14 protein-coding genes are annotated in these 19,180 nt (G+C 64.2%); 8 read left to right on the top strand and 6 right to left on the bottom strand.

From position 1 onward, the window contains the following. Nucleotides 1-232 precede the first annotated feature (232 nt). Together ACRQ5Q_RS40205 and ACRQ5Q_RS40200 are read right to left on the bottom strand one after the other, a co-directional pair. Nucleotides 233-1,159, bottom strand: a complete 927-nt coding sequence (locus ACRQ5Q_RS40205) for a response regulator (protein ID WP_439395321.1) — start codon at nt 1,157-1,159, stop codon at nt 233-235. Beyond that, the gene (locus tag ACRQ5Q_RS40200) at nt 1,143-4,514 is read right to left on the bottom strand and encodes a hybrid sensor histidine kinase/response regulator (protein WP_439395319.1); all 3,372 of its coding nucleotides are present in this window, start codon (nt 4,512-4,514) and stop codon (nt 1,143-1,145) included. Before ACRQ5Q_RS40200 ends, ACRQ5Q_RS40205 begins: the two co-directional genes overlap by 17 nt. Before the next feature lie 170 nt (nt 4,515-4,684). On the opposite strand from ACRQ5Q_RS40200, the gene urtA reads away from it, so the two are divergent. The 8 genes from urtA (at nt 4,685) to ACRQ5Q_RS40160 (ending at nt 12,680) form a co-directional block, all read left to right on the top strand. After that, nucleotides 4,685-5,944: an urea ABC transporter substrate-binding protein gene (gene urtA / locus ACRQ5Q_RS40195; protein WP_439395318.1), complete on the top strand. Its 1,260-nt coding sequence runs from the start codon at nt 4,685-4,687 to the stop codon at nt 5,942-5,944. 132 nt (nt 5,945-6,076) lie between these two features. Continuing rightward, on the top strand, nt 6,077-7,003 hold the full coding sequence (gene urtB, locus ACRQ5Q_RS40190) for an urea ABC transporter permease subunit UrtB (RefSeq protein ID WP_439395316.1): 927 nt from the start codon (nt 6,077-6,079) through the stop codon (nt 7,001-7,003). A gap of 17 nt (nt 7,004-7,020) precedes the next feature. Next, nucleotides 7,021-8,163: an urea ABC transporter permease subunit UrtC gene (urtC, locus tag ACRQ5Q_RS40185; protein WP_439395314.1), complete on the top strand. Its 1,143-nt coding sequence runs from the start codon at nt 7,021-7,023 to the stop codon at nt 8,161-8,163. A gap of 64 nt (nt 8,164-8,227) precedes the next feature. After that, nucleotides 8,228-8,983 carry an urea ABC transporter ATP-binding protein UrtD gene (gene urtD, locus ACRQ5Q_RS40180; protein ID WP_080133634.1) on the top strand — a complete coding sequence of 252 codons (756 nt, stop codon included), beginning with the start codon at nt 8,228-8,230 and terminating at the stop codon, nt 8,981-8,983. Between the two features lie 179 nt (nt 8,984-9,162). Next, nucleotides 9,163-9,852, top strand: coding sequence for an urea ABC transporter ATP-binding subunit UrtE (gene urtE, locus ACRQ5Q_RS40175; RefSeq protein ID WP_439395313.1), 690 nt, complete (start codon nt 9,163-9,165; stop codon nt 9,850-9,852). A gap of 27 nt (nt 9,853-9,879) precedes the next feature. After that, on the top strand, nt 9,880-11,109 hold the full coding sequence (fmdA, locus tag ACRQ5Q_RS40170) for a formamidase (protein WP_439371897.1): 1,230 nt from the start codon (nt 9,880-9,882) through the stop codon (nt 11,107-11,109). Nucleotides 11,110-11,218: 109 nt separating this feature from the next. After that, nucleotides 11,219-11,596, top strand: coding sequence for an FmdB family zinc ribbon protein (locus ACRQ5Q_RS40165; protein ID WP_439371896.1), 378 nt, complete (start codon nt 11,219-11,221; stop codon nt 11,594-11,596). Nucleotides 11,597-11,639: 43 nt separating this feature from the next. After that, nucleotides 11,640-12,680: an aliphatic amidase gene (locus tag ACRQ5Q_RS40160; RefSeq protein WP_439395312.1), complete on the top strand. Its 1,041-nt coding sequence runs from the start codon at nt 11,640-11,642 to the stop codon at nt 12,678-12,680. A gap of 122 nt (nt 12,681-12,802) precedes the next feature. On the opposite strand, the gene ACRQ5Q_RS40155 is transcribed toward ACRQ5Q_RS40160, so the two are convergent. From ACRQ5Q_RS40155 to ACRQ5Q_RS40140, 4 genes are all read right to left on the bottom strand, one after another. Continuing rightward, entirely contained in the window at nt 12,803-13,624 is an 822-nt protein-coding gene (locus tag ACRQ5Q_RS40155) for an MlaD family protein (protein WP_439395310.1), read from the bottom strand. A 108-nt stretch (nt 13,625-13,732) separates the two neighbouring features. Beyond that, complete coding sequence (locus tag ACRQ5Q_RS40150; RefSeq protein ID WP_439395308.1) at nt 13,733-15,949, bottom strand: acetate--CoA ligase family protein; 2,217 nt, start codon at nt 15,947-15,949, stop codon at nt 13,733-13,735. Between the two features lie 128 nt (nt 15,950-16,077). Next, entirely contained in the window at nt 16,078-16,644 is a 567-nt protein-coding gene (locus tag ACRQ5Q_RS40145; protein ID WP_439395306.1) for a class GN sortase, read from the bottom strand. A gap of 180 nt (nt 16,645-16,824) precedes the next feature. Beyond that, nucleotides 16,825-19,089, bottom strand: a complete 2,265-nt coding sequence (locus ACRQ5Q_RS40140; RefSeq protein ID WP_439395304.1) for a marine proteobacterial sortase target protein — start codon at nt 19,087-19,089, stop codon at nt 16,825-16,827. Nucleotides 19,090-19,180 lie beyond the last annotated feature (91 nt).

Below are 19,180 nucleotides of genomic sequence, written 5' to 3'. Positions count from 1 at the left end.
CGGTGGGTGTGGCGGGCGCGATCGCCGCACACTCCGCCGTCGTCCCGGGGCGCGAAGCGAACCGGGGACCCATACTCCCAGGCAGTGGTTATAGAGCGAACAGGCAACCCCGAATCTTCGTGAAACCACTCCCTGTGGTTAGGGGTCGCGGATCTGCGCTCCGCTTCGCTGCGCTTGCCCGGGACGACACTTTTAGCCGGGCTAGCGCGTCCCAACTCACCCTCACTGCGAGCTACGTATTCCTCCGCGTCGCATTCGCCGCGATCGCCGCCGCCGCCGTGCGATTCTCCACGCCGAGCTTGGAGTAAATCTGCTCCAGATGCTTGTCGACCGTGCGCGGGCTCAATCCCAGGATCTGCGCGATGTCGCGGTTGGTCTTGCCCTTGCTGAGCCAGGCCAGCACCTCGCCTTCGCGCGTGGTAAGACCGAGCTCGCTGGTGAACTCGGGCGGCAGCGCGGTGCCGGCTTCCTTGGAGAGCCGCAGCAGGAATTCGTTCGGCGCGGTCTCGCCCATGTAGTAGAAGCGGAGTTGCGGATTGTCGGGCAGGGACGCGGCTTGCGACTTCGATCCGCCTTTGCCCTTGGCCTGCTCCAGCCATTGCAGCAGTGGTGGCGGGAGCACGAAGTCGTCGGCCTGCGCGCCGTGATGGTCGGCCAGCAGCTTCTGGGCCTGCGAGGTCGCCCAGAGCAAATGGCCCTGCCGATTGACCGCGAACAGGAAGCGGCCGGAGACGTCGAGCGCGGCGCGTGCGCTCTGGGTCAGGCGGGCGTTCCCGAGATGGACGCGGATGCGCGCCAGCATTTCCTCGACGACGATCGGCTTGGTCACGTAGTCGACGCCGCCGGCGTCGAGCCCGCGCACGATGTGCTCGGTCTCGGCAAGCCCCGTCATGAAGATCACGGGAACATTGGCAAGGCCTGCATCGCGCTTGAGGCGGCGGCAGGTCTCGAAACCGTCGATGCCGGGCATCACGGCATCGAGCAGCACGATGTCGGGCGTGATCTGGTCGACGATGCGCATTGCGCTCGCGCCGTCGAGCGCCACCATCACGGTCATGCCGGCGCCGTCCAGCGCATCGGTGAGCAGCCGCAGCGTTTCGGGCGAATCGTCCACAACGAGCGCGACGTCGCGCTTCTTTGGTTCAATGCTCATAAGCATGCAACGTCTTCAATGTGGTCATGTACTGGTCGAGATCGAAGCGGTCGACCAGCGACCGCATCTGCGCCACGAAGTCGGCATGCTCCGGGTGCTCGCTGCCGAGCTCGTCCAGCTTGAGCTGAATGCCCTTGACGTAGCCGATCTGGCCGAGCCCGATCAACGCCTCGATGTGCCGCGCCGGCGGCCGTGAGCCGCTCTCGGGCCGCCAGAACGGCACCGCGATCTCTTCAGAGCCGTATTGCCATTCGATCTTGAGGAGCTGGCGGACCGTCTCCAGCAGCCGCGGAATGTCGATCGGCTTCATCAGATAACCGTCATGGAAGGGCTGCGCCAGCGGGGTGCCGTGGGCTTCCAGCGCACTCGCCGAGACCATCAGGATGCGCGCCTGGTGATGGCCGCTGGCGCGTAGCGCCTCTGCAACGGCCCAGCCGTCCATGGCCGGCATGGAGATGTCGAGCAGGAACAGATCGGGCCGGCAATGTTGCGCCAGTGCCAGGCATCCCGCGCCGTCGGGCGCGCTGAGCAAGATGAAGCCGAGCGGCGTCAGCACCTCGCGCAGGAGATCGCGATGCACAGGGTCGTCGTCGGTGATCAGGATGGTCTTGCGCGCGCCGTGATAGCCGGAGACCGGCGCCTCCACCGGCGCGATGCGTCGGGGATTGGTGACCTCCGACAGCAGGATCTTGACCTTGAACGTCGAGCCGGTGCCGACCGTGCTCGTGACCTTGATGTCGCCGCCCATGACGCCGGCCAGCAGCCGGCTGATGGTCAGGCCGAGGCCGGTTCCGGTCCGAGGCTGCGCAACGCCGAGCGCGCCGCGCTCGAACGGCGCGAAGATCCGCTCGAGATCGTCGCCCCGGATGCCCGGGCCGGTGTCGGTCACCTCGAACTCGGCAACGGGGCTACGATAGTGCACGACGAATTGCACGCTGCCGGTCTGGGTGAATTTGATGGCGTTCGAGAGCAAATTGATCAGCACCTGGCGCAGCCGCTTCTCGTCGGCATAGACCACGGCCGGCAGATGCGCGGGACGTCTGAACACGAAGTCGATGCCCTTGGCGGCGGCCTGGAGGCGGAACATGCCGACGAGCTGGTCCAGGAATTCGCTCAGGCGCACCTCGTCGCGCGACAGATACAGCCGCCCCGCCTCGATCTTGGAGATATCCAGAATGCCGTCGATCAGCCCGGAGAGGTGATCGGCGCTACGCCGGACAACGCGGACCTGGTCGCGCGGCTTGGTGCTCAGCGTCGAGTCCTGCTCGAGCAGCTGCGCATAGCCGCTGATCGCATTCAGCGGCGAGCGCAGCTCGTGGCTGAGTCCGACGACGTAGCGGCTCTTGGCGAGGTTGGCGGATTCGGCAACTTCCTTGGCGCGCTGCAGCTCGGCGTCAGTGCGCTTGTGAGCGTCGATCTCCTGGATCAGCAGCGCGGTCTGCCGCCGCGTCTCGGCCTCGGCGGCGCGGCGGCTCTGCTGCGCCAGCACGAACAGCCAGGCCACCACGCCGATGATGATGCTGAGCGAGAAGAACACCTTCCACAGCACGTTGGAGACCAGCATGTTCTCGCCATGCACGCTCGCCGAGGTCTGCAGATAAATCAGCCCCAGCACCAGCGCGACGAGGCCGGCAGAGACGAGGAACACGCCGACGTAATGGCCGAACTGCGAGTTGATCCGCGCATAGATCGGCTGCGGCAGAATCTTGCCGAGCGCCTCGGCAAACTGCACCTGCGCCCGCGCATGCGGCTTGCAGAGATCGTGGCAGCGGGCGTCGAGCGAGCAGCATAGCGAGCAGATCGGACCGGCATAGGCGGGGCAGGAGGTGGTGTCCTCCGGCTCGAAGCTATGCTCGCAGATACAGCACTGGATCGCCTCGATATTGGCCCAGCTTCGCTTCGGCTTGCGCGCGATGTAGAACTTTCCGTCCGTCAGCCAGGCGATGACAGGCGCGGTGACGAAGGCGACCGTCAGCGCGACGAAGGCGGCCAGCGCCTTCATGGTCGGCCCGAACAGGCCGTAGAACGCCGCGATCGAGACGATGATCGCGAGCGTCATGGCGCCCACACCGACCGGATTGATGTCGTAGAGATGCGCGCGCTTGAACTCCATCTGTGGCGGACGCAGGCCGAGCGGCTTGTTGACGACGAGGTCGGAGACCAGCGCGCCGACCCAGGCGATGGCGACGTTGGAGTAGAGCGCCAGCGTCTGCTCCAGCGTCTTGTAGACGCCGATCTCCATCAGCAGCAGCGCCACCATGACGTTGAATACCAGCCAGACCACGCGGCCGGGATGGCTGTGGGTCAGGCGTGAGAAGAAATTCGACCACGCGATCGAGCCGGCATAGGCGTTGGTGACGTTGATCTTGATCTGCGACAGCACCACGAAGATGCCGGTCAAGGCCAGCGCGAGGTCCGGCTCCGACAGCACGTATCGAAACGCCACGAGATACATATGCGCGGGCTCGGCCGCCTCTTCGGGCGGCACGCCGTGGCTGAGCGCAAAGAACGCCAGGAACGAGCCGGCCAGCAGCTTCAGCGCGCCGAGCACGATCCAGCCCGGCCCCGCGCTCATCAGCGCGATCCACCACGAGGCCTTGGAGGCGCGGCGATCGCGCGGCAGAAATCGGAGGAAGTCGACCTGCTCGCCGATCTGAGCCACCAGCGAGAACACCACCGATGACGCCACACCGAACAGGAGCAAATCGAAATGGCCGTTGAGGTCGCCATGCTCACCGGAGAATTTGCGCCATTCCGTGAAGGAGTGGGGATTGGCCCAGGCGATCGCCACGAAGGGCAGGATGTGCAGCACGACCCAGAGCGGCTGCGTCCAGAGCTGGAAGCGGCTGATCAGCGTGATGCCGTAGGTCACGAGCGGGATGATCGCGACCGCGCTGATGAGGTAGCCGATCGGGCGCGGAATGCCGAGGCACATCTCCAGCGCGGTCGCCAGGATCACGGCCTCCACCGCGAAGAAGATGAAGGTGAAGGAGGCGTAGATCAGCGACGTCACGGTCGAGCCGATATAGCCGAAGCCGGCACCGCGGGTCAGGAGGTCGATGTCGATGCCGCATTTGGCGGCATGATAGGCAATCGGCACGCCGCAGCAGAAGATGATGGCTGAGACGACGAGGATCGCGGCTGCGGCGTTGGTGACACCGTAATTGAGGGTGATGGTGCCGCCGATCGCCTCGAGCACCAGGAAGGAGATCGCGCCGATCGCGGTGTTTGCGACGCGGGCGGCGGACCATCGCCGCGCGCTCTTGGCGGTGAAGCGCAGCGCGTAGTCTTCCAGCGTCTGGTTGGCAACCCATTGGTTGTACTGGCGCCTGACGCGGTCTATTCGCTGCCGCCCTGCCACTCTTTACCCCACTTCTGATACGGACCCGGAGCCCTCGCAAATCCCGTACCAAAAGCCTACGTCGGTATTTTGCGGTGCAGTATACGCGATCTTGCGTATGCTTGCGCTGCACAAATTCGAGCCATCCTCACGGCACCAATCGCGTGTCCTCGAACAAAAGTGGGGTGCTCATGTCAGACGAAGCAAACAAGGGCCTGTTGTCGCCGCTCCGGCGTAAACTATTGATGGGAATGGCGGCCGTGCCCGCCATGACGATGCTGCCGCGGGCGTCTTTCGCGCAGGCCCCGGCGACCTCTGCGGTCAACACCACAGGTCTTGCCGTCACCGACACGGAAGTCACGGTCGGCATCCTACACTCCGCTACCGGCACCATGGCCATTTCCGAGACCGGCTCGATCGAGGCCGAGAAGCTCGCCATCGAGCAGATCAACGCCATGGGCGGGGTGCTCGGGCGCAAGATCAAGTTCATTCAGGAAGACGGCGCCAGCGACTGGCCGACCTTCGCCGAGAAGGCCAAGAAGCTGCTGGTCAACGACAAGGTCGCGGCCATCATGGGTTGCTGGACCTCGGCCTCGCGCAAGGCGGTGCTGCCGGTCATGGAGCAGTACAACGGCATGCTCTATTACCCGACCTTTTACGAAGGCCTCGAGCAGTCCAAGAACGTGATCTACACCGGCCAGGAAGCGACCCAGCAGATCCTCGCCGGCCTGAACTGGATCGCCAAGGAGAAGGGCGCCAAGACTTTCTTCTTCATCGGCTCCGACTACATCTGGCCGCGCACCTCGAACAAGATCGCGCGCAAGCACGTCGAGAACGTGCTGAAGGGCAAGGTCGTCGGCGAGGAGTACTACGCGCTCGGCTCGACCCAGTTCAACTCGGTGATCAACAAGATCAAGCTGACCAAGCCCGACGTGATCTTCACCGACGTCGTCGGCGGCTCCAACGTCGCCTTCTACAAGCAGCTCAAGGCCGCCGGCATCGACCTCGCCAAGCAGCCGCTGCTGACGATCTCGGTGACCGAGGACGAGATCGACGGCATCGGCGGCGAGAACATCGCGGGCGCCTATGCCTGCATGAAGTACTTCCAGTCGCTCGACAATCCCAACAACAAGGCCTTCGTGCCCGCGTTCAAGAAGGCATGGGGCGAGAAGACCGTGATCGGAGACGTCACCCAGGCTGCCTATCTCGGCCCGTGGCTGTGGAAGTTGACGGTCGAGAAGGCGGGCTCCTTCGACGTCGACAAGATCGCGGCGGCGTCACCGGGCGTCGAGTTCAAGGGCGCGCCGGAAGGCTATGTGCGCATCCACGAGAACCATCACCTCTGGTCGAAGACCCGCGTGGGCCGCGCCAAGCTCGATGGCCAGTTCGAACTGATCTACGAGACCGCCGATCTCGTCGAGCCGGATCCGTTCCCGAAGGGTTACCAGTAAGCAGCGGCATAACTCGCGCTTTCCCCTCAAGGCAAAACCGCTCCCTGGCGTGGATCGCAAGTCCGTGCCCAAGACCCCCGCGTCGCGACTCTGCATCGCGACGCGGGGCCCTTTCCCCGACGGAGGACATCGATGTTCGGCGACTACTCGCTTGGTGACCTTGGCTCCATCTTCGTCATGCAGGGCTTCGCAGGACTGATCCTGTTCTCGGTCTACGTCCTGATGGCGCTCGGGCTTGCGATCATCTTCGGCCAGATGGGCGTCATCAACATGGCCCATGGCGAGTTCATGATCCTCGGGGCCTACGTCACCTGGATGACCTCCAATCTGTTCCAGAGCTACATGCCGGGCCTGTTCGGCGGCTACTTCTTCCTCGCGATGATCCTGGCTTTCCTCGCGTCGGGTGCGCTGGGAATGCTGGTTGAATGGGTGCTGATACGGCATCTGTACAAGCGCCCCCTCGATACGCTGCTGGCGACCTGGGGCCTCAGCCTGATGCTGCAACAGGCCTATCGCTCCGTATTCGGCGCGCGCGAGGTCGGGGTCGAGCTGCCGCAATGGATGCTCGGCTCGCTGCACGTCACCGACAGCATCGAAGTGCCGATCAACGGCGTCTTCGTGATGTGCCTGACCGTGCTGATCACCATCGCCGTCGCTTATGTGATGTTTAGATCGCGCTGGGGCCGCCAGGTGCGCGCCGTGGTGCAGAACCGCATCATGGCCGGTGCCGTCGGCATCAACACCGAGAAGGTCGATCGCTACACCTTCGGCCTCGGTTGCGGAATCGCCGGGATCGCCGGCAGCGCCTTCACCATGATCGGCTCGACCGGGCCGACCTCCGGCCAGCTTTACATCGTCGACACCTTCCTCGTCGTCGTATTCGGCGGCGCCGCGAGCCTGCTCGGCACCATCGCCTCGGCCTTCTCGATTTCGCAGACGCAATCCACCCTCGAGTTCTTCATGTCGGGCTCGATGGCCAAGGTGCTGACGCTGCTCGCCGTGGTCGGAATCCTGATGCTGCGGCCGCAGGGGCTGTTCGCCCTCAAGGTCCGCAAGTGAGAAATGGGGCTGATGTTATGACCGACAATCGGTTCTTCAATCGATCGGAGCTGATCGGAATTCTGGTGCTCGCGGTCTTCCTCGTGGTGGTGCTGCCGCTCACCCTTGACGTCTTCAGGCTCAATCTGGTCGCCAAATACCTGACGTACGCCTTCGTCGCGCTGGGCCTCGTGATCTGCTGGGGCTATGGCGGCATCCTGAGCCTCGGCCAGGGCGTGTTCTTCGGGCTCGGCGGCTACTGCATGGCGATGTTCCTCAAGCTCGAGGCATCGAGCGTGGAGAACACCAAGATCCAGTCGACCCCCGGTATCCCCGATTTCATGGACTGGAATCAGATCACGGCGCTGCCGTTCTTCTGGAAACCCTTCAACAGCCTCACCTTCACCATCGCCGCCATCATCCTCGTGCCCGGCATCTTCGCGCTGATCATCGGCACCGCGATGTTCAAGCGCCGGGTCGGTGGCACCTACTTCGCCATCATCACCCAGGCGGTCGCGGCCATCATGACGATCCTGATCGTGGGACAGCAGGGCTACACCGGCGGCATCAACGGCATGACCGACTTGCGCACGCTGAAGGGATGGGACATCCGGCCCGACCACGCCAAGATCGTGCTGTACTTCTTCGAGGTCGGCTGCCTGTTCGCCTGCATCATGATCGCGCAGTTCGTCCGGCACTCCAAGCTTGGGCGTATCCTGGTCGCGATGCGGGAGAAGGAGGACCGCGTCCGCTTTTCCGGCTACAGCGTCGCCAACTTCAAGATCTTCGCTTTCTGCATCGCTGCGGTCTTCGCCGCGATCGGCGGCGCCATGTTCGCGCTCAATGTCGGCTTCATGTCGCCGTCCTTCGTCGGCATCGTGCCCTCGATCGAGATGGTGATCTACACCGCGGTCGGCGGACGGCTGTCGATCCTGGGCGCGATTTACGGCACGCTGCTGGTCAACTTCGCCAAGACCAGCCTGTCGGAAACCTTCCCCGAATTGTGGCTGTTCGGCCTCGGCGGCCTGTTCATCGCCGTGGTGCTGGCGTTCCCGAACGGCCTCGCCGGGATCTGGGGCGACTACGTGCAGCCGCGCATCGATCGCCTGATCGCCTCGCGCAAATCGAAACCCGAGGGCTGGACCGACAGCTCGGTCGCCGACGGCGCCCCGGCGGAGTGAGGAGATCGTCATGCTCATAGGTCACCACGATGCCGATGCCACGCTGGCAATGAGGAGATAGGTCATGCTCGTCGGTCATCAGCCCAAGGAATTCCTGCTCGCCGTCGAAGCGCTGACCGTGTCGTTCGACGGGTTCAAGGCGGTCAACGATCTCTCCTTCTATGTCGACGAGAACGAGATCCGCGTCATCATCGGGCCCAACGGGGCCGGCAAGACCACCGTGCTCGACCTGATCTGCGGCAAGACCAAAGCGACGTCGGGCTCGATCCAGTTCCGCGGCAAGGAGCTGACGCGGATGAAGGAGAACGAGATCGTCAAGACCGGGGTGGGGCGCAAGTTCCAGAACCCGTCGATCTACGATGATCTCACCGTGTTCGAGAATCTGGAGATCTCCTATCCCCGTGGCCGCTCGGTGTTCGGTGCGCTGACCTTCACCCGCGATGCCGCCGTGCGCGACCGGGTGCACGAGGTCGCCGAGATGATCTTCCTGAAGGACCGGCTGCACATGAATGCCGACCTGCTCAGCCACGGCCAGAAGCAGTGGCTCGAGATCGGCATGCTGCTGATCCAAGACCCGGACCTGTTGATGCTGGACGAGCCCGTCGCTGGCATGAGCGTGTCCGAGCGCGCCAAGACCGCCGAGTTGCTCAACCGCATCATCAAGAACCGCTCGGTGCTGGTGATCGAGCACGACATGAAGTTCGTCGAGGACATCGCGCACAAGGTCACCGTGCTGCATCAGGGCCAGATCCTCTCGGAGGGCACCATGGAGAAGGTGAAGAACGACCCGAAGGTCGTCGAGGTCTATCTGGGGCACTGACGATGGTGAATTCGATCGAATCCGCCGCGGCAATGACGGCCCACCTCTCCCATAGGGAGAGGTCGAATTGCGCAGCAATTCGGGTGAGGGGTTTCACTCCCTCGAGAGACCTGCGCGCCTTCGGCGCGACCTCTCCCCGGTGGGGAGAGGTGAAGAAGCACCGAGCCTAGGAGCGCATCATGCTGGCAATTTCCGATCTTCACGTCGCCTACGGCCAGAGCGAGGTGCTGCACGGGCTCAACGTCAAGGTCGCGCCGAACGAGATCGTCGCGATCATGGGCCGTAACGGCATGGGCAAGACCACGCTGATGAAATCGCTGATGGGCATCCTGCCGACCAAAAGCGGCTCGGTGACCATGGACGGCGCCGAGCTGGGTAGCCTGCCGAGCTACGAGCGCGTCGCCAAGGGGCTCGCCTATGTGCCGCAGGGCCGCATGATCTTCTCCACCATGTCGGTGAAGGAGAACATCGAGACCGGTCTCGTCGTCTCCGGCGGGTCGGAGGTGCCGGCGGATATCTACGAGCTGTTTCCGGTGCTGCTGGAGATGAAAGGCCGCCGCGGTGGGAATCTCTCAGGCGGCCAGCAGCAGCAGCTCGCGATTGCGCGTGCGCTCGCGACCAGGCCGAAGGTGCTGCTGCTGGACGAGCCGACCGAAGGCATCCAGCCCTCGATCATCAAGGAGATGGCGCGCACGTTGAAGCGCATCCGCGCCGACAAGGGGCTCTCGATCGTCGTCTCCGAGCAGGTCCTGAGCTTCGCGCTAGACATCGCCGACCGCGTTCTGGTCATCGAGAACGGCGAGATCGTACGCGACGATCCGCGCGACGCCGTCGATGCCGCGCAGGTCTCGAAATATTTGTCCGTCTAACCAACCGTAGTAAAGGGGAGCATCTCGATGCCAGAGACACTGATCAAGGTCGATCTCACCAAGTCGGCTTACGAAAATGACATGGTGCACAACCGCTGGCACCCGGACATCCCGATCGTGGCCTGGGTCAATCCGGGCGACGATTTCATCATCGAGACCTATGACTGGACCGGCGGCTTCATCAAGAACAACGATTCCGCCGACGACGTGCGCGACATCGACCTATCGATCGTGCACTTCCTGTCCGGTCCGATCGGCGTCAAGGGTGCCGAGCCCGGCGACCTCCTCGTGGTCGACCTGCTCGACGTCGGGCCGCTCAAGGAGAGCCTGTGGGGTTTCAACGGCTTCTTCTCCAAGCAGAATGGCGGCGGCTTCCTCACCGATCATTTCCCGCTGGCGCAGAAGTCGATCTGGGACATCAAGGGTCTCTACACCTCGTCGCGCCACGTGCCCGGCGTCAACTTTGCCGGCCTGATCCATCCCGGCCTGATCGGCTGTCTGCCCGATCCGAAGATGCTGGAGACGTGGAACAAGCGCGAGGCCGAGCTGATCTCGACCAACCCGACCCGCGTGCCCGGCCTTGCCAATCCGCCATTCGCGCCGACCGCTCATGGCGGCCGCGCCAAGGGCGATGCCAAGGTGAAGATTGGTGCGGAGGGCGCGCGCACGGTGCCGCCGCGTGAGCACGGCGGCAATTGCGACATCAAGGACCTCTCGCGCGGCTCGAAGATCTACTTCCCGGTCTATGTCCCCGGCGGCGGTCTCTCGATGGGCGACCTCCACTTCAGCCAGGGCGACGGCGAGATCACCTTCTGCGGCGCGATCGAGATGGCCGGCTGGCTCCATCTGAAGGTCGGTGTCATCAAGGACGGCGTCGCCAAATACGGCATCAAGAACCCGATCTTCAAGCCTTCGCCGATCACGCCGAACTACAAGGACTACCTCATCTTCGAAGGCATCTCGGTCGATGAAGCCGGCAAGCAGCATTATCTCGACGTCCACATCGCCTATCGCCAGGCCTGCCTGAACGCCATCGAGTATCTGAAGAAGTTCGGCTACTCCGGCGCCCAGGCCTATTCGATTCTCGGCACCGCGCCGTGCCAGGGCCACATCTCCGGCGTGGTCGACGTACCCAACGCCTGCGCCACGCTGTGGCTGCCGACCGAAATCTTCGACTTCGACGTGATGCCGTCGGCGGCCGGACCGATCAAGCACATCACCGGCGACATCCAGATGCCGATCTCGCCGGACAAATGACGCCGCGCTCCCTCTCCCCGTTCTCACGGGGAGAGGGTCGGGGTGAGTGGCTGTCTCCGCACGAGCGGTCGCCGTGAGTTGTATTGAGCAACACTAAAAGGATGATGCGATGCCGGTCTATGAATATCTCTGCGAGGATTGCGGTCCCTTCAAGGACCTCCGCCCGATGGCGGAATGCGACGATCCGCAGAGTTGCCCGCACTGCGAGACCATGGCGCCGCGGGTGATGCTGACCGCGCCGAACTTCTTCTGCATGCCGGCGGATAAGCGCAAGGCGCACGCCGTCAACGAACGCAGCGCGCACGCGCCGCAAACGCTGGCGCAATACAAGGCTTCGCATGGCCCCGGCTGTGGCTGCTGCTCATCGGGCAAGACGATCAAGGACAAGAGCTCGCCGGACAGAAAAAAGCCGGCGCGGCTGATGACCAAGACCAGGAGCGGCGCCAAGGGTTTTCCGACAGCGCGCCCCTGGATGATCAGCCACTAATCCACGCGATGACTTCACACGAATAAAGACAGGAGCGCTCAACATGCTTCACGGTGACATTTCCAGCAGCAACGACACGGTCGGCGTCGCAGTGGTGAACTACAAGATGCCCCGCCTGCACACCAAGGCCGAGGTGCTCGACAATGCCCGCAAGATCGCCGACATGATCGTGGGCATGAAGGTCGGCCTGCCCGGCATGGATCTCGTGATCTTCCCGGAATATTCCACGCAAGGGATCATGTACGACTCCAAGGAGATGTACGAGACGGCGTCGGTGGTGCCGGGCGAGGAGACCGCGATATTCGCCGAGGCCTGCCGCAAGGCCAAGGTGTGGGGCGTGTTCTCGCTGACCGGCGAGCGCCACGAGGAGCATCCGCACAAGGCGCCCTACAACACCCTGATCCTGATGAACGACAAGGGCGAGATCGTGCAGAAATATCGCAAGATCATGCCATGGGTACCGATCGAAGGCTGGTATCCCGGCAATTGCACCTATGTCTCCGAGGGCCCGAAGGGCCTCAAGGTCAGCCTGATCATTTGCGACGACGGCAATTATCCGGAGATCTGGCGTGACTGCGCCATGAAGGGCGCGGAGCTGATCGTGCGTTGCCAAGGCTACATGTATCCGGCCAAGGAGCAGCAGGTCATGATTTCCAAGGCCATGGCCTGGGCCAACAACGTCTATGTCGCCGTCGCGAACGCCGCCGGCTTCGATGGCGTCTATTCCTATTTCGGCCACTCCGCGATCATCGGCTTCGACGGCCGCACCCTCGGCGAGTGCGGCGAGGAGGATTACGGCATCCAGTACGCGCAGCTCTCGAAGCATCTGATCCGCGATGCGCGCCGCAACGGCCAGTCGCAGAACCATCTCTACAAGCTGGTTCACCGCGGCTACACCGGGATGATCAATTCCGGCGACGGCCCGCGCGGCGTCGCGGCCTGCCCGTATGATTTCTACAAGAACTGGATCAAGGATCCCGAAGGCACGCGCGACATGGTCGAGGCGATGACCCGCTCGACGCCGGGGACCGACGAGTGTCCGATCGAGGGCATCCCGAACGAGGCGGCGGCCAGCAATTACTAAGGCCGTCTTGGATGTAGCGGCGCGACCACTGCAGCCACCGATCAATTGCGCGCGTCCCCGCTCGCGCCGCGCGCGATCGACCCCTCCCCCTCCAGGCCCCTGCAGGGAGGGTCAGAAAAAGGCTACCGCTTCTGCTGCTCGGGATGGCGCGGTGGTCGTGGCGGCAGGGGCGTGCCGGCCATCTTGTTGGCGGTCTCGCTGACGTCGAGCAGCGAGCGGCGAATGTCCTCGATATAGTTCGCCGACTTTTTCTTCATCATGCCTGCCAGCTCGCGCAGCCCCTGCACCTTCTCGAACAGCTCGTCGGCCTTGCCGTCGACGAAGCCGGGCACCACGCTCTCGATCTTCGTGACGGCCTTGTCGAAGCCCGCGAAGGCGCTGTCGACCTTGGCCATCACGGCGTCGATCTCGCCGCCCTTGCTCCTGAGATCGGCGGTGGTGGCTTCGAATGTGCGCAGGCCCTCCTTGATCGCGGGGGCGTTGCTCACGATGGAGCGGTCGACGCTGTGCAGGGTGTCGACGATCGATTCGGCATCGCTAAGGTCGGCGGTCAGCACGGGGATGCCGTCCGCGTCCAGCGGCACCGGTGGCGCAGAGGGCGCGCCTCCGATCAGCGAGATCGCGGCAACGCCGGTGAGCCCCTGGAACTCGATGCCCGCGACGGTGTCCTTGCGGATTGGTGCGGTGTTGTCGAGCATCACCAGCGCCACGATCCGGCGTGGATTGTCCAGCTTGATCGACAGGATCTGGCCGGCGGGCACGCCGTCGAAATTCACCGGGCCGCCGCGGCGCAAGCCGCTGGCGGAGCCGCCCTCGAACACCACGCGCAGCTGGCTGCGGCTCTGGATGGTGCGCCATTTCTGCACGCCGAGCAGGCCGCCAAACACCACGGCGATCACCGCCAGCGTCGCCGTTCCGATCACAAGATTGCTCGCGCGTGCCATGAGGCAGAGTTTAGGGCCAAAGCGAGATGGTTGGAAGAAGGCCGCGATGGTACATCGGGCGGGTTAACGACTCGTCCCGCCGAAGCGCCTAGAGGCGCCGCACGCACCTCAATGCTTGGCGGCACGTTTTGCCGCAGCATTGTTGAGAACGATCAGGGCATCGACCGCGACGCCCGTCCTGGCATTGATCAGGAACGGGTTGATGTCGATCGAGGCGATCCGGTCGCCGGCATCCGCAATCAGATTGGACAGGCCGACCAGCGCCTTCACCGCGGAGGCCTCGTGCAGGGCCGGCTTGCCGCGATAACCCCGCAACTTGATGCCGGCCTTGGTGCGGCCGATCAGGAGCCGCGCCTCGGTCTCGTCCAGCGGCGCGCCGGCGAGCGCGACGTCCTTCATCAGCTCGATGTCGATGCCGCCGGTGCCGAACAGCACGACCGGACCCATCTCGGCGTCGAGCGAGGCGCCGACCACGAGCTCGAGATCGGCCTTCACCTGCTGCGCGATCAAAATGCCGTCGAGCTTCGGCTTGCCCTTCAGCTTAGACATCCGCGCGGTGATGTCGGCGAACGCCTTCTTCACCTCGGCCGCGCTGGTGAGGTTCAGGACCACGCCGCCGACATCGGACTTGTGCAGGATCTCGGCGCTGACGACTTTTGCGACAACCGGGAAGCCGATCTGCCTGGCGATCTTCACCGCCTCCGCCGCCGTCTGCGCGATCGCCTCCTTGGAAATCGGGATGCCATAGGCCTTCAGCAGCTTCTTCGAGGCGACTTCGTCCAGCGCGGCGCCGTTCGCCGAGTTCAGCACCTTTTCCAGCACCGCGCGTGCGGCGGGCTTCGAGCCCGAGACGATCTCGGGCACCACCTTGCGCAGCTTCGCATAGGCGAGCAGCGACTTGATCGCGGTCACCGCACGGTCCATTCCCTGCATCACCGTGAGATGGGGCAGCGATTTGCGCAGGGTCTTGGTGAATTCGGTGAAGCCGATCGACATCGCGCTGATATAGATCACGGGCTTGGCGGCCCGGCTCGCCATGTCGTTGACGATGCGCAAGTTCCGCTCGCGCACCTCGTGCGGAGCCTTCGGCAGCTCGGCATCGACGATGACGATGTCGATGTCGGGGTCGTCGATCATCAGCTTGATCGACTTCATGTAGACGGAGGGATCGACTACCGCGGCAAAGCCGGCGTCGAGCGGGTTGCCGACGATCGATCCCGGTCCGAGCATCTTTGCCAGCTCCGCACTGACATGCGGGCTCAGCGGCGCGAAGTTCAGGCCCTCCTTGTAGAACGCGTCGATCAGCATGCCGCGCTTGCCGCCGGACAACGTGACGGCAGCGAGCCGGTCGCCCTTCGGCACCGCTGCGTGAACGAAGCATTCGGTGGTCTCGATCAACTCATCGAGCCCGCCGACCCGGATCACGCCTTCGCGCGTGGCGATGGCGTCAAAGGTTTCGATCGATCCCGCCAGCGCGCCGGTGTGCGCCATCGCCGCGGCGCGGCCGCCCTCGGATGCGCCGAGCTTGAGCGCGATCACGGGTTTGCTGGCGGCGCGCGCCGCCTTGCAGGCATCGCGGAATGCCTTGGTGTTGCGGACGCCTTCGAGGTAGACGACGATCGCCCTGATGCTGGGATCCTCGGCGAAATAGCGCATCAGATCCGGCGTCTCGAGCCCGGCTTCATTGCCTGTCGTCACCATGTAGCCGACGCCGACGCCGCGATCCTCCAGCGCCTGGCGGATCGCCATGACGATGGCGCCGGATTGCCCGGCGATCGCCACCGCGCCCTGTTCCATGGTGACTATGCGGTCGTCGATATTGGTGAAGAGTTTTTCGCCGGCACTCAAATTGCCGAGACAGTTCGGCCCGGTGACGGCGAGGCCCGTCTCGCGGATCGCGGCTTGCAATTCCGTCGCGAGCTTTTGACTCTCCTCATCTTGCAGCTCGCTGAAGCCGGAGGTGACGATGGTCGCCGAACGCGCGCCGGCCGCAGCCGCATCACGGATCACCTGCACGGCGAACCGTGCCGGCACCAGCACCAGCACATGATCGGGCTTTTCCGGCAGGCTGGCGAAATCCTTGTAGCAGGTGACGCCCCAGATGCTCTGGCGCTTGGCGTTGACCGGATAAAGCCCGCCCTCGAAACCGTATTTGACCAGATTGTTCCAGATGCGCTCGGCATAATTGCCGGGCTTGTCGGTCGCGCCCACCAGGACGATGTTGTGCGGGTGCAGCATGGCGTGGATGCCCTTGACGATGTCGCTGGCGTCGGGCGGCGGAGACCATGGACGGGACGCGGACGCTGCAGACACATGGGCTTCCATGGCGTGACCTCACCTGTTGTTCTTATTTGGTGGCGCGTCACTCTGTTCTATGGCGAGTCCTTCGGAGTGGCAACTGTGTGGCTGGTATGCCGTGCGGTGGAATGAAGTGCGCATCCCCCAATGGCGATCTATCTGTCAGCAATCAATGTTGCATGCAGGATATAGCGCTCGGGGCCCGAGGTGACGGCGTCGAATGGCCAGCAGGTCGCGAGAACAAGCTCGAAACCCTGTGCCGTGGCGTCGATGCCCGATTCATCGAAACGGACCACGCTCGAGGAATCCGCGCGATAGCGAAAATGATGGCCGTCGCCGCGGGTGACATCGATGATGTCACCCATGGCAACGTTCCGCAGGAAGCGGAAATGCGTGTCGCGATGCGCGGCATACACCGCAATCCCGCGTTCGCCTGCATTGGCCGTGTGGTCGATATGGCCGGGTCCGAAAGCAAGCGCCTGTCCGCTCGTGCCTTCCAGCACGATGGCGCTGGCGCCGATCCGCTTGACCTCGATCCGAGCGACCGGCCAGGTGTCGGCCCACGACCACGGCTTGACCGCCTGTCCCGTCGCAACGCCTTGGTCGAACGCCCGCTCCAGCAGCACCTGCGCCAGCCATGCCTTGGCGTGGATGTATGCGCCTTCGCCGAACAGGAGCAGGCCGATCAGTGCCGGTATCAGCAGAGAGATGAGGCGGGGCATTGTGTTTCGTCCCCCGTCATTGCGAGCGACGCGATGCAATCCAGACTGTCTCCGCGGCGGCAGTCTGGATTGATTCGTCGCTTCGCTCCTCGCAATGACGATCAAAAAAGGCGCGCGCGGCCGTTTGTCGGGACGGGCAGCCGCGTGCGCTAACAGAGGAGTTCGGGGGGCTCTCCTCTCTCAAGCGGCGTCAGTGAGCAAGGGCTGACGCCGGTTGAACACGAACAGGAACAGGGCGAGCACGATCAGGATCAGGCCCGCGATCATCTTCAGCTCGGCCGAGGTCGCCGTCTTGGGCAGCCGGATCGCATCGGGCGAAGCAGGTGTCGGCCGCCTTGCCGCCGGCTGGCTGCGCGCATCGGCATGGCGTTCGCGCAGCTGCGTCGGCGTCAGATGCGGCCGTTCGCCGAACACTTTCTCGAAATCCCAGCCGGCCGGCAGATTGATCGGCAGCTCGCTCAGCTTGAGCGGTTCGCCTTCGGGCCGGCTCGGCGTCTTGTCGACGGCGACGAGGCTGGTGAGGCGGGTGACGATTTGATGATCAATCGCCAGTGCCAGGATCGCCTTGTCGGATACTTCCGGCGTCATCTCGCGCAGGGTGCGCGCGACTTCCGCATCGCCGATCTTGCGCCTCGCCCAGAGTTTCGACAGGCCCTTGCCCTCGGCCGCGTTCTGCAGCGGCAGCGTCACCGACCACGGGCGGTCGCCGACGCGGCCCTTGATCTCGAGCGAGCCCGCGAGCTTGTCGAGCCTCGCCGCCAGCACCAGCGGCTCGTCGCGATAGACGTCGGGAATGATCGCCGGGGTGATGTCAGCCCCGGCGTCGGAGAACTTTGCGGTGAGGCTGGTCATGGCGGGATTTTCGAGCTTGGCGAACAGGCCGCGCATGCGCTCCTCGACCTGTTCGACGGAGCCGATATGGGTAAAGGCACCGCGGCCGAGCTCGGCGGCGCGCGTCATCAGATGGGTGTTGGGCGCAGAGCCGATGCCGACCATGAACACGCGCGAGCGGCCACGCATCGCCGTGATGGTCTCGAACAATTTCTGCTCGTTGCCGATCGCCCCGTCGGTCAGGAACACGACCTGGCGGACCATGTTGCTGTCGGCGAGCTTGTCGGTCAGCGCCGCACGCATCGCCGGCACCATCTCGGTGCCGCCGCGCGCCTGCAACGCGCCGACGAAGGAAGTGGCTTCGCCGACATGGGCGGCATCCGCCGGCACGGAGGCCGCAAACAGCACGTCCATGGTGTCGTCGAAACGGATCACGTTGAATCGGTCGTTCGGCTGCAGGCGGCCGAGGGCATAGAGCAGGCTCGCCTTGGCCTGGACGATGGAGGTGCCGCCCATCGAACCGGAATTGTCGATCACGAACACGACCTCGCGCGGCAGCGGCTTCTGCACCGCCTGCTCGGCACTCGGCGGGGTGACGAAGGCGAGCAGGTAATCGGCATCGCCGACATGCTCGCGGAACAGCCCGACCGACGGCGCCTTCTCGGCGGCCGGTTTCCAGGTCAGCTCGAAATCACGGTCCGCGGGCACAGTGCCGTCGGCGAGCGTGATGATGCGCGTCGCATCGTCGGGGCTTTCCGTCTTGACGTTGTGGTGATGGCTCTTGACCTCGCCGAGCGCGAAGCCGGCCTTCAGGCGCACCGTGATGCTGGTCGGATTGACCGGCGCGTTCCTCGCGGGATCCAGTACGGTCGGCGAGATGCGATCGCGATCCGGCACCGGATCCGAATTGGTCGCGCCCCAGCCGGAGCCGTCCTCGCGGAAGTCGACGCTCTGCACGATCGGTGCCGGATTGTAGCGCGGCGCGACCACCAGCGGCAGGCGCAGCGAATATTCGTTGCCGCTCTGATGCACCGGCTCCTGGTATTCGATCTGCACCAGCACGGTCTCACCGGGGCCGATATTGGCGATGGAATTTGTGAAGATGTTGGGCCGCTCCTGCTCGGTGAGCGCGGCCTTCTGGCCGGCGCTGCGGGCCTGCTCGTAGATCACGCGGGCCTGCTGCCGCTCCTTGATGTCGCCGACGATGACGCGGTCGCCGACGACGATCTTCAGGGTATCGACCGCGCCGTCGGTCGCGAGCGGATAGACATAGGTGGCCTCGACCCAGTCCCTGGTCGGATTGCGGAACACCTGGGTGACGCGGGCGCGCAGCGTCGGGCCTGACACGGTGATGTCAACATCGGTGCCGAGGCGGATGGCCTCGGTGTAGGCGCCGTCCTCCTTCAGCAGCAGGCTGCCGGATTTGGCCTCGCCGGGCTGGAGCAGGCTGGCCGGCTCGGTCGTTGCCGACCAGCCCGTCCCGAAGCTCACCAGCAGCGCCACGAAGGCGACCAGCATCACGGCGATGCCCTGCGCGAGAAGGAATAATCCGACCTTGATCAGCCGGCTCAACAAGGGGTGTTCGTCCCCCTCGGCTGTGTCGTAGGTACTCATTTGGCCTGCTCCCGAAGCATGTTTGCTGGCCTTCAGCATCCGCCGGGAGGGCGCGATTTCGCGAGCAGAATGATCGGCAATGTTCCGCCGC

Origin of the sequence: Bradyrhizobium sp. PMVTL-01 (assembly GCF_051861855.1) — a bacterium.
In the GTDB taxonomy this organism is placed as follows: Bacteria; Pseudomonadota; Alphaproteobacteria; order Rhizobiales; family Xanthobacteraceae; genus Bradyrhizobium.
This window is presented reverse-complemented; position numbering and strand designations above follow the sequence as displayed.

Excerpts from the sequence above, each read along its gene's own strand:
- ACRQ5Q_RS40165 (WP_439371896.1), top strand. The coding sequence starts at position 11,219 with ATGCCGGTCTATGAATATCTCTGCGAGGATTGCGGTCCCTTCAAGGAC.
- ACRQ5Q_RS40140 (WP_439395304.1), bottom strand. The coding sequence starts at position 19,089 with ATGAGTACCTACGACACAGCCGAGGGGGACGAACACCCCTTGTTGAGC.
- fmdA (WP_439371897.1), top strand. The coding sequence starts at position 9,880 with ATGCCAGAGACACTGATCAAGGTCGATCTCACCAAGTCGGCTTACGAA.
- ACRQ5Q_RS40155 (WP_439395310.1), bottom strand. The coding sequence starts at position 13,624 with ATGGCACGCGCGAGCAATCTTGTGATCGGAACGGCGACGCTGGCGGTG.
- ACRQ5Q_RS40150 (WP_439395308.1), bottom strand. The coding sequence starts at position 15,949 with ATGGAAGCCCATGTGTCTGCAGCGTCCGCGTCCCGTCCATGGTCTCCG.
- urtD (WP_080133634.1), top strand. The coding sequence starts at position 8,228 with ATGCTCGTCGGTCATCAGCCCAAGGAATTCCTGCTCGCCGTCGAAGCG.
- urtA (WP_439395318.1), top strand. The coding sequence starts at position 4,685 with ATGTCAGACGAAGCAAACAAGGGCCTGTTGTCGCCGCTCCGGCGTAAA.
- urtB (WP_439395316.1), top strand. The coding sequence starts at position 6,077 with ATGTTCGGCGACTACTCGCTTGGTGACCTTGGCTCCATCTTCGTCATG.
- ACRQ5Q_RS40160 (WP_439395312.1), top strand. The coding sequence starts at position 11,640 with ATGCTTCACGGTGACATTTCCAGCAGCAACGACACGGTCGGCGTCGCA.
- urtC (WP_439395314.1), top strand. The coding sequence starts at position 7,021 with ATGACCGACAATCGGTTCTTCAATCGATCGGAGCTGATCGGAATTCTG.
- ACRQ5Q_RS40205 (WP_439395321.1), bottom strand. The coding sequence starts at position 1,159 with ATGCTTATGAGCATTGAACCAAAGAAGCGCGACGTCGCGCTCGTTGTG.
- ACRQ5Q_RS40145 (WP_439395306.1), bottom strand. The coding sequence starts at position 16,644 with ATGCCCCGCCTCATCTCTCTGCTGATACCGGCACTGATCGGCCTGCTC.
- urtE (WP_439395313.1), top strand. The coding sequence starts at position 9,163 with ATGCTGGCAATTTCCGATCTTCACGTCGCCTACGGCCAGAGCGAGGTG.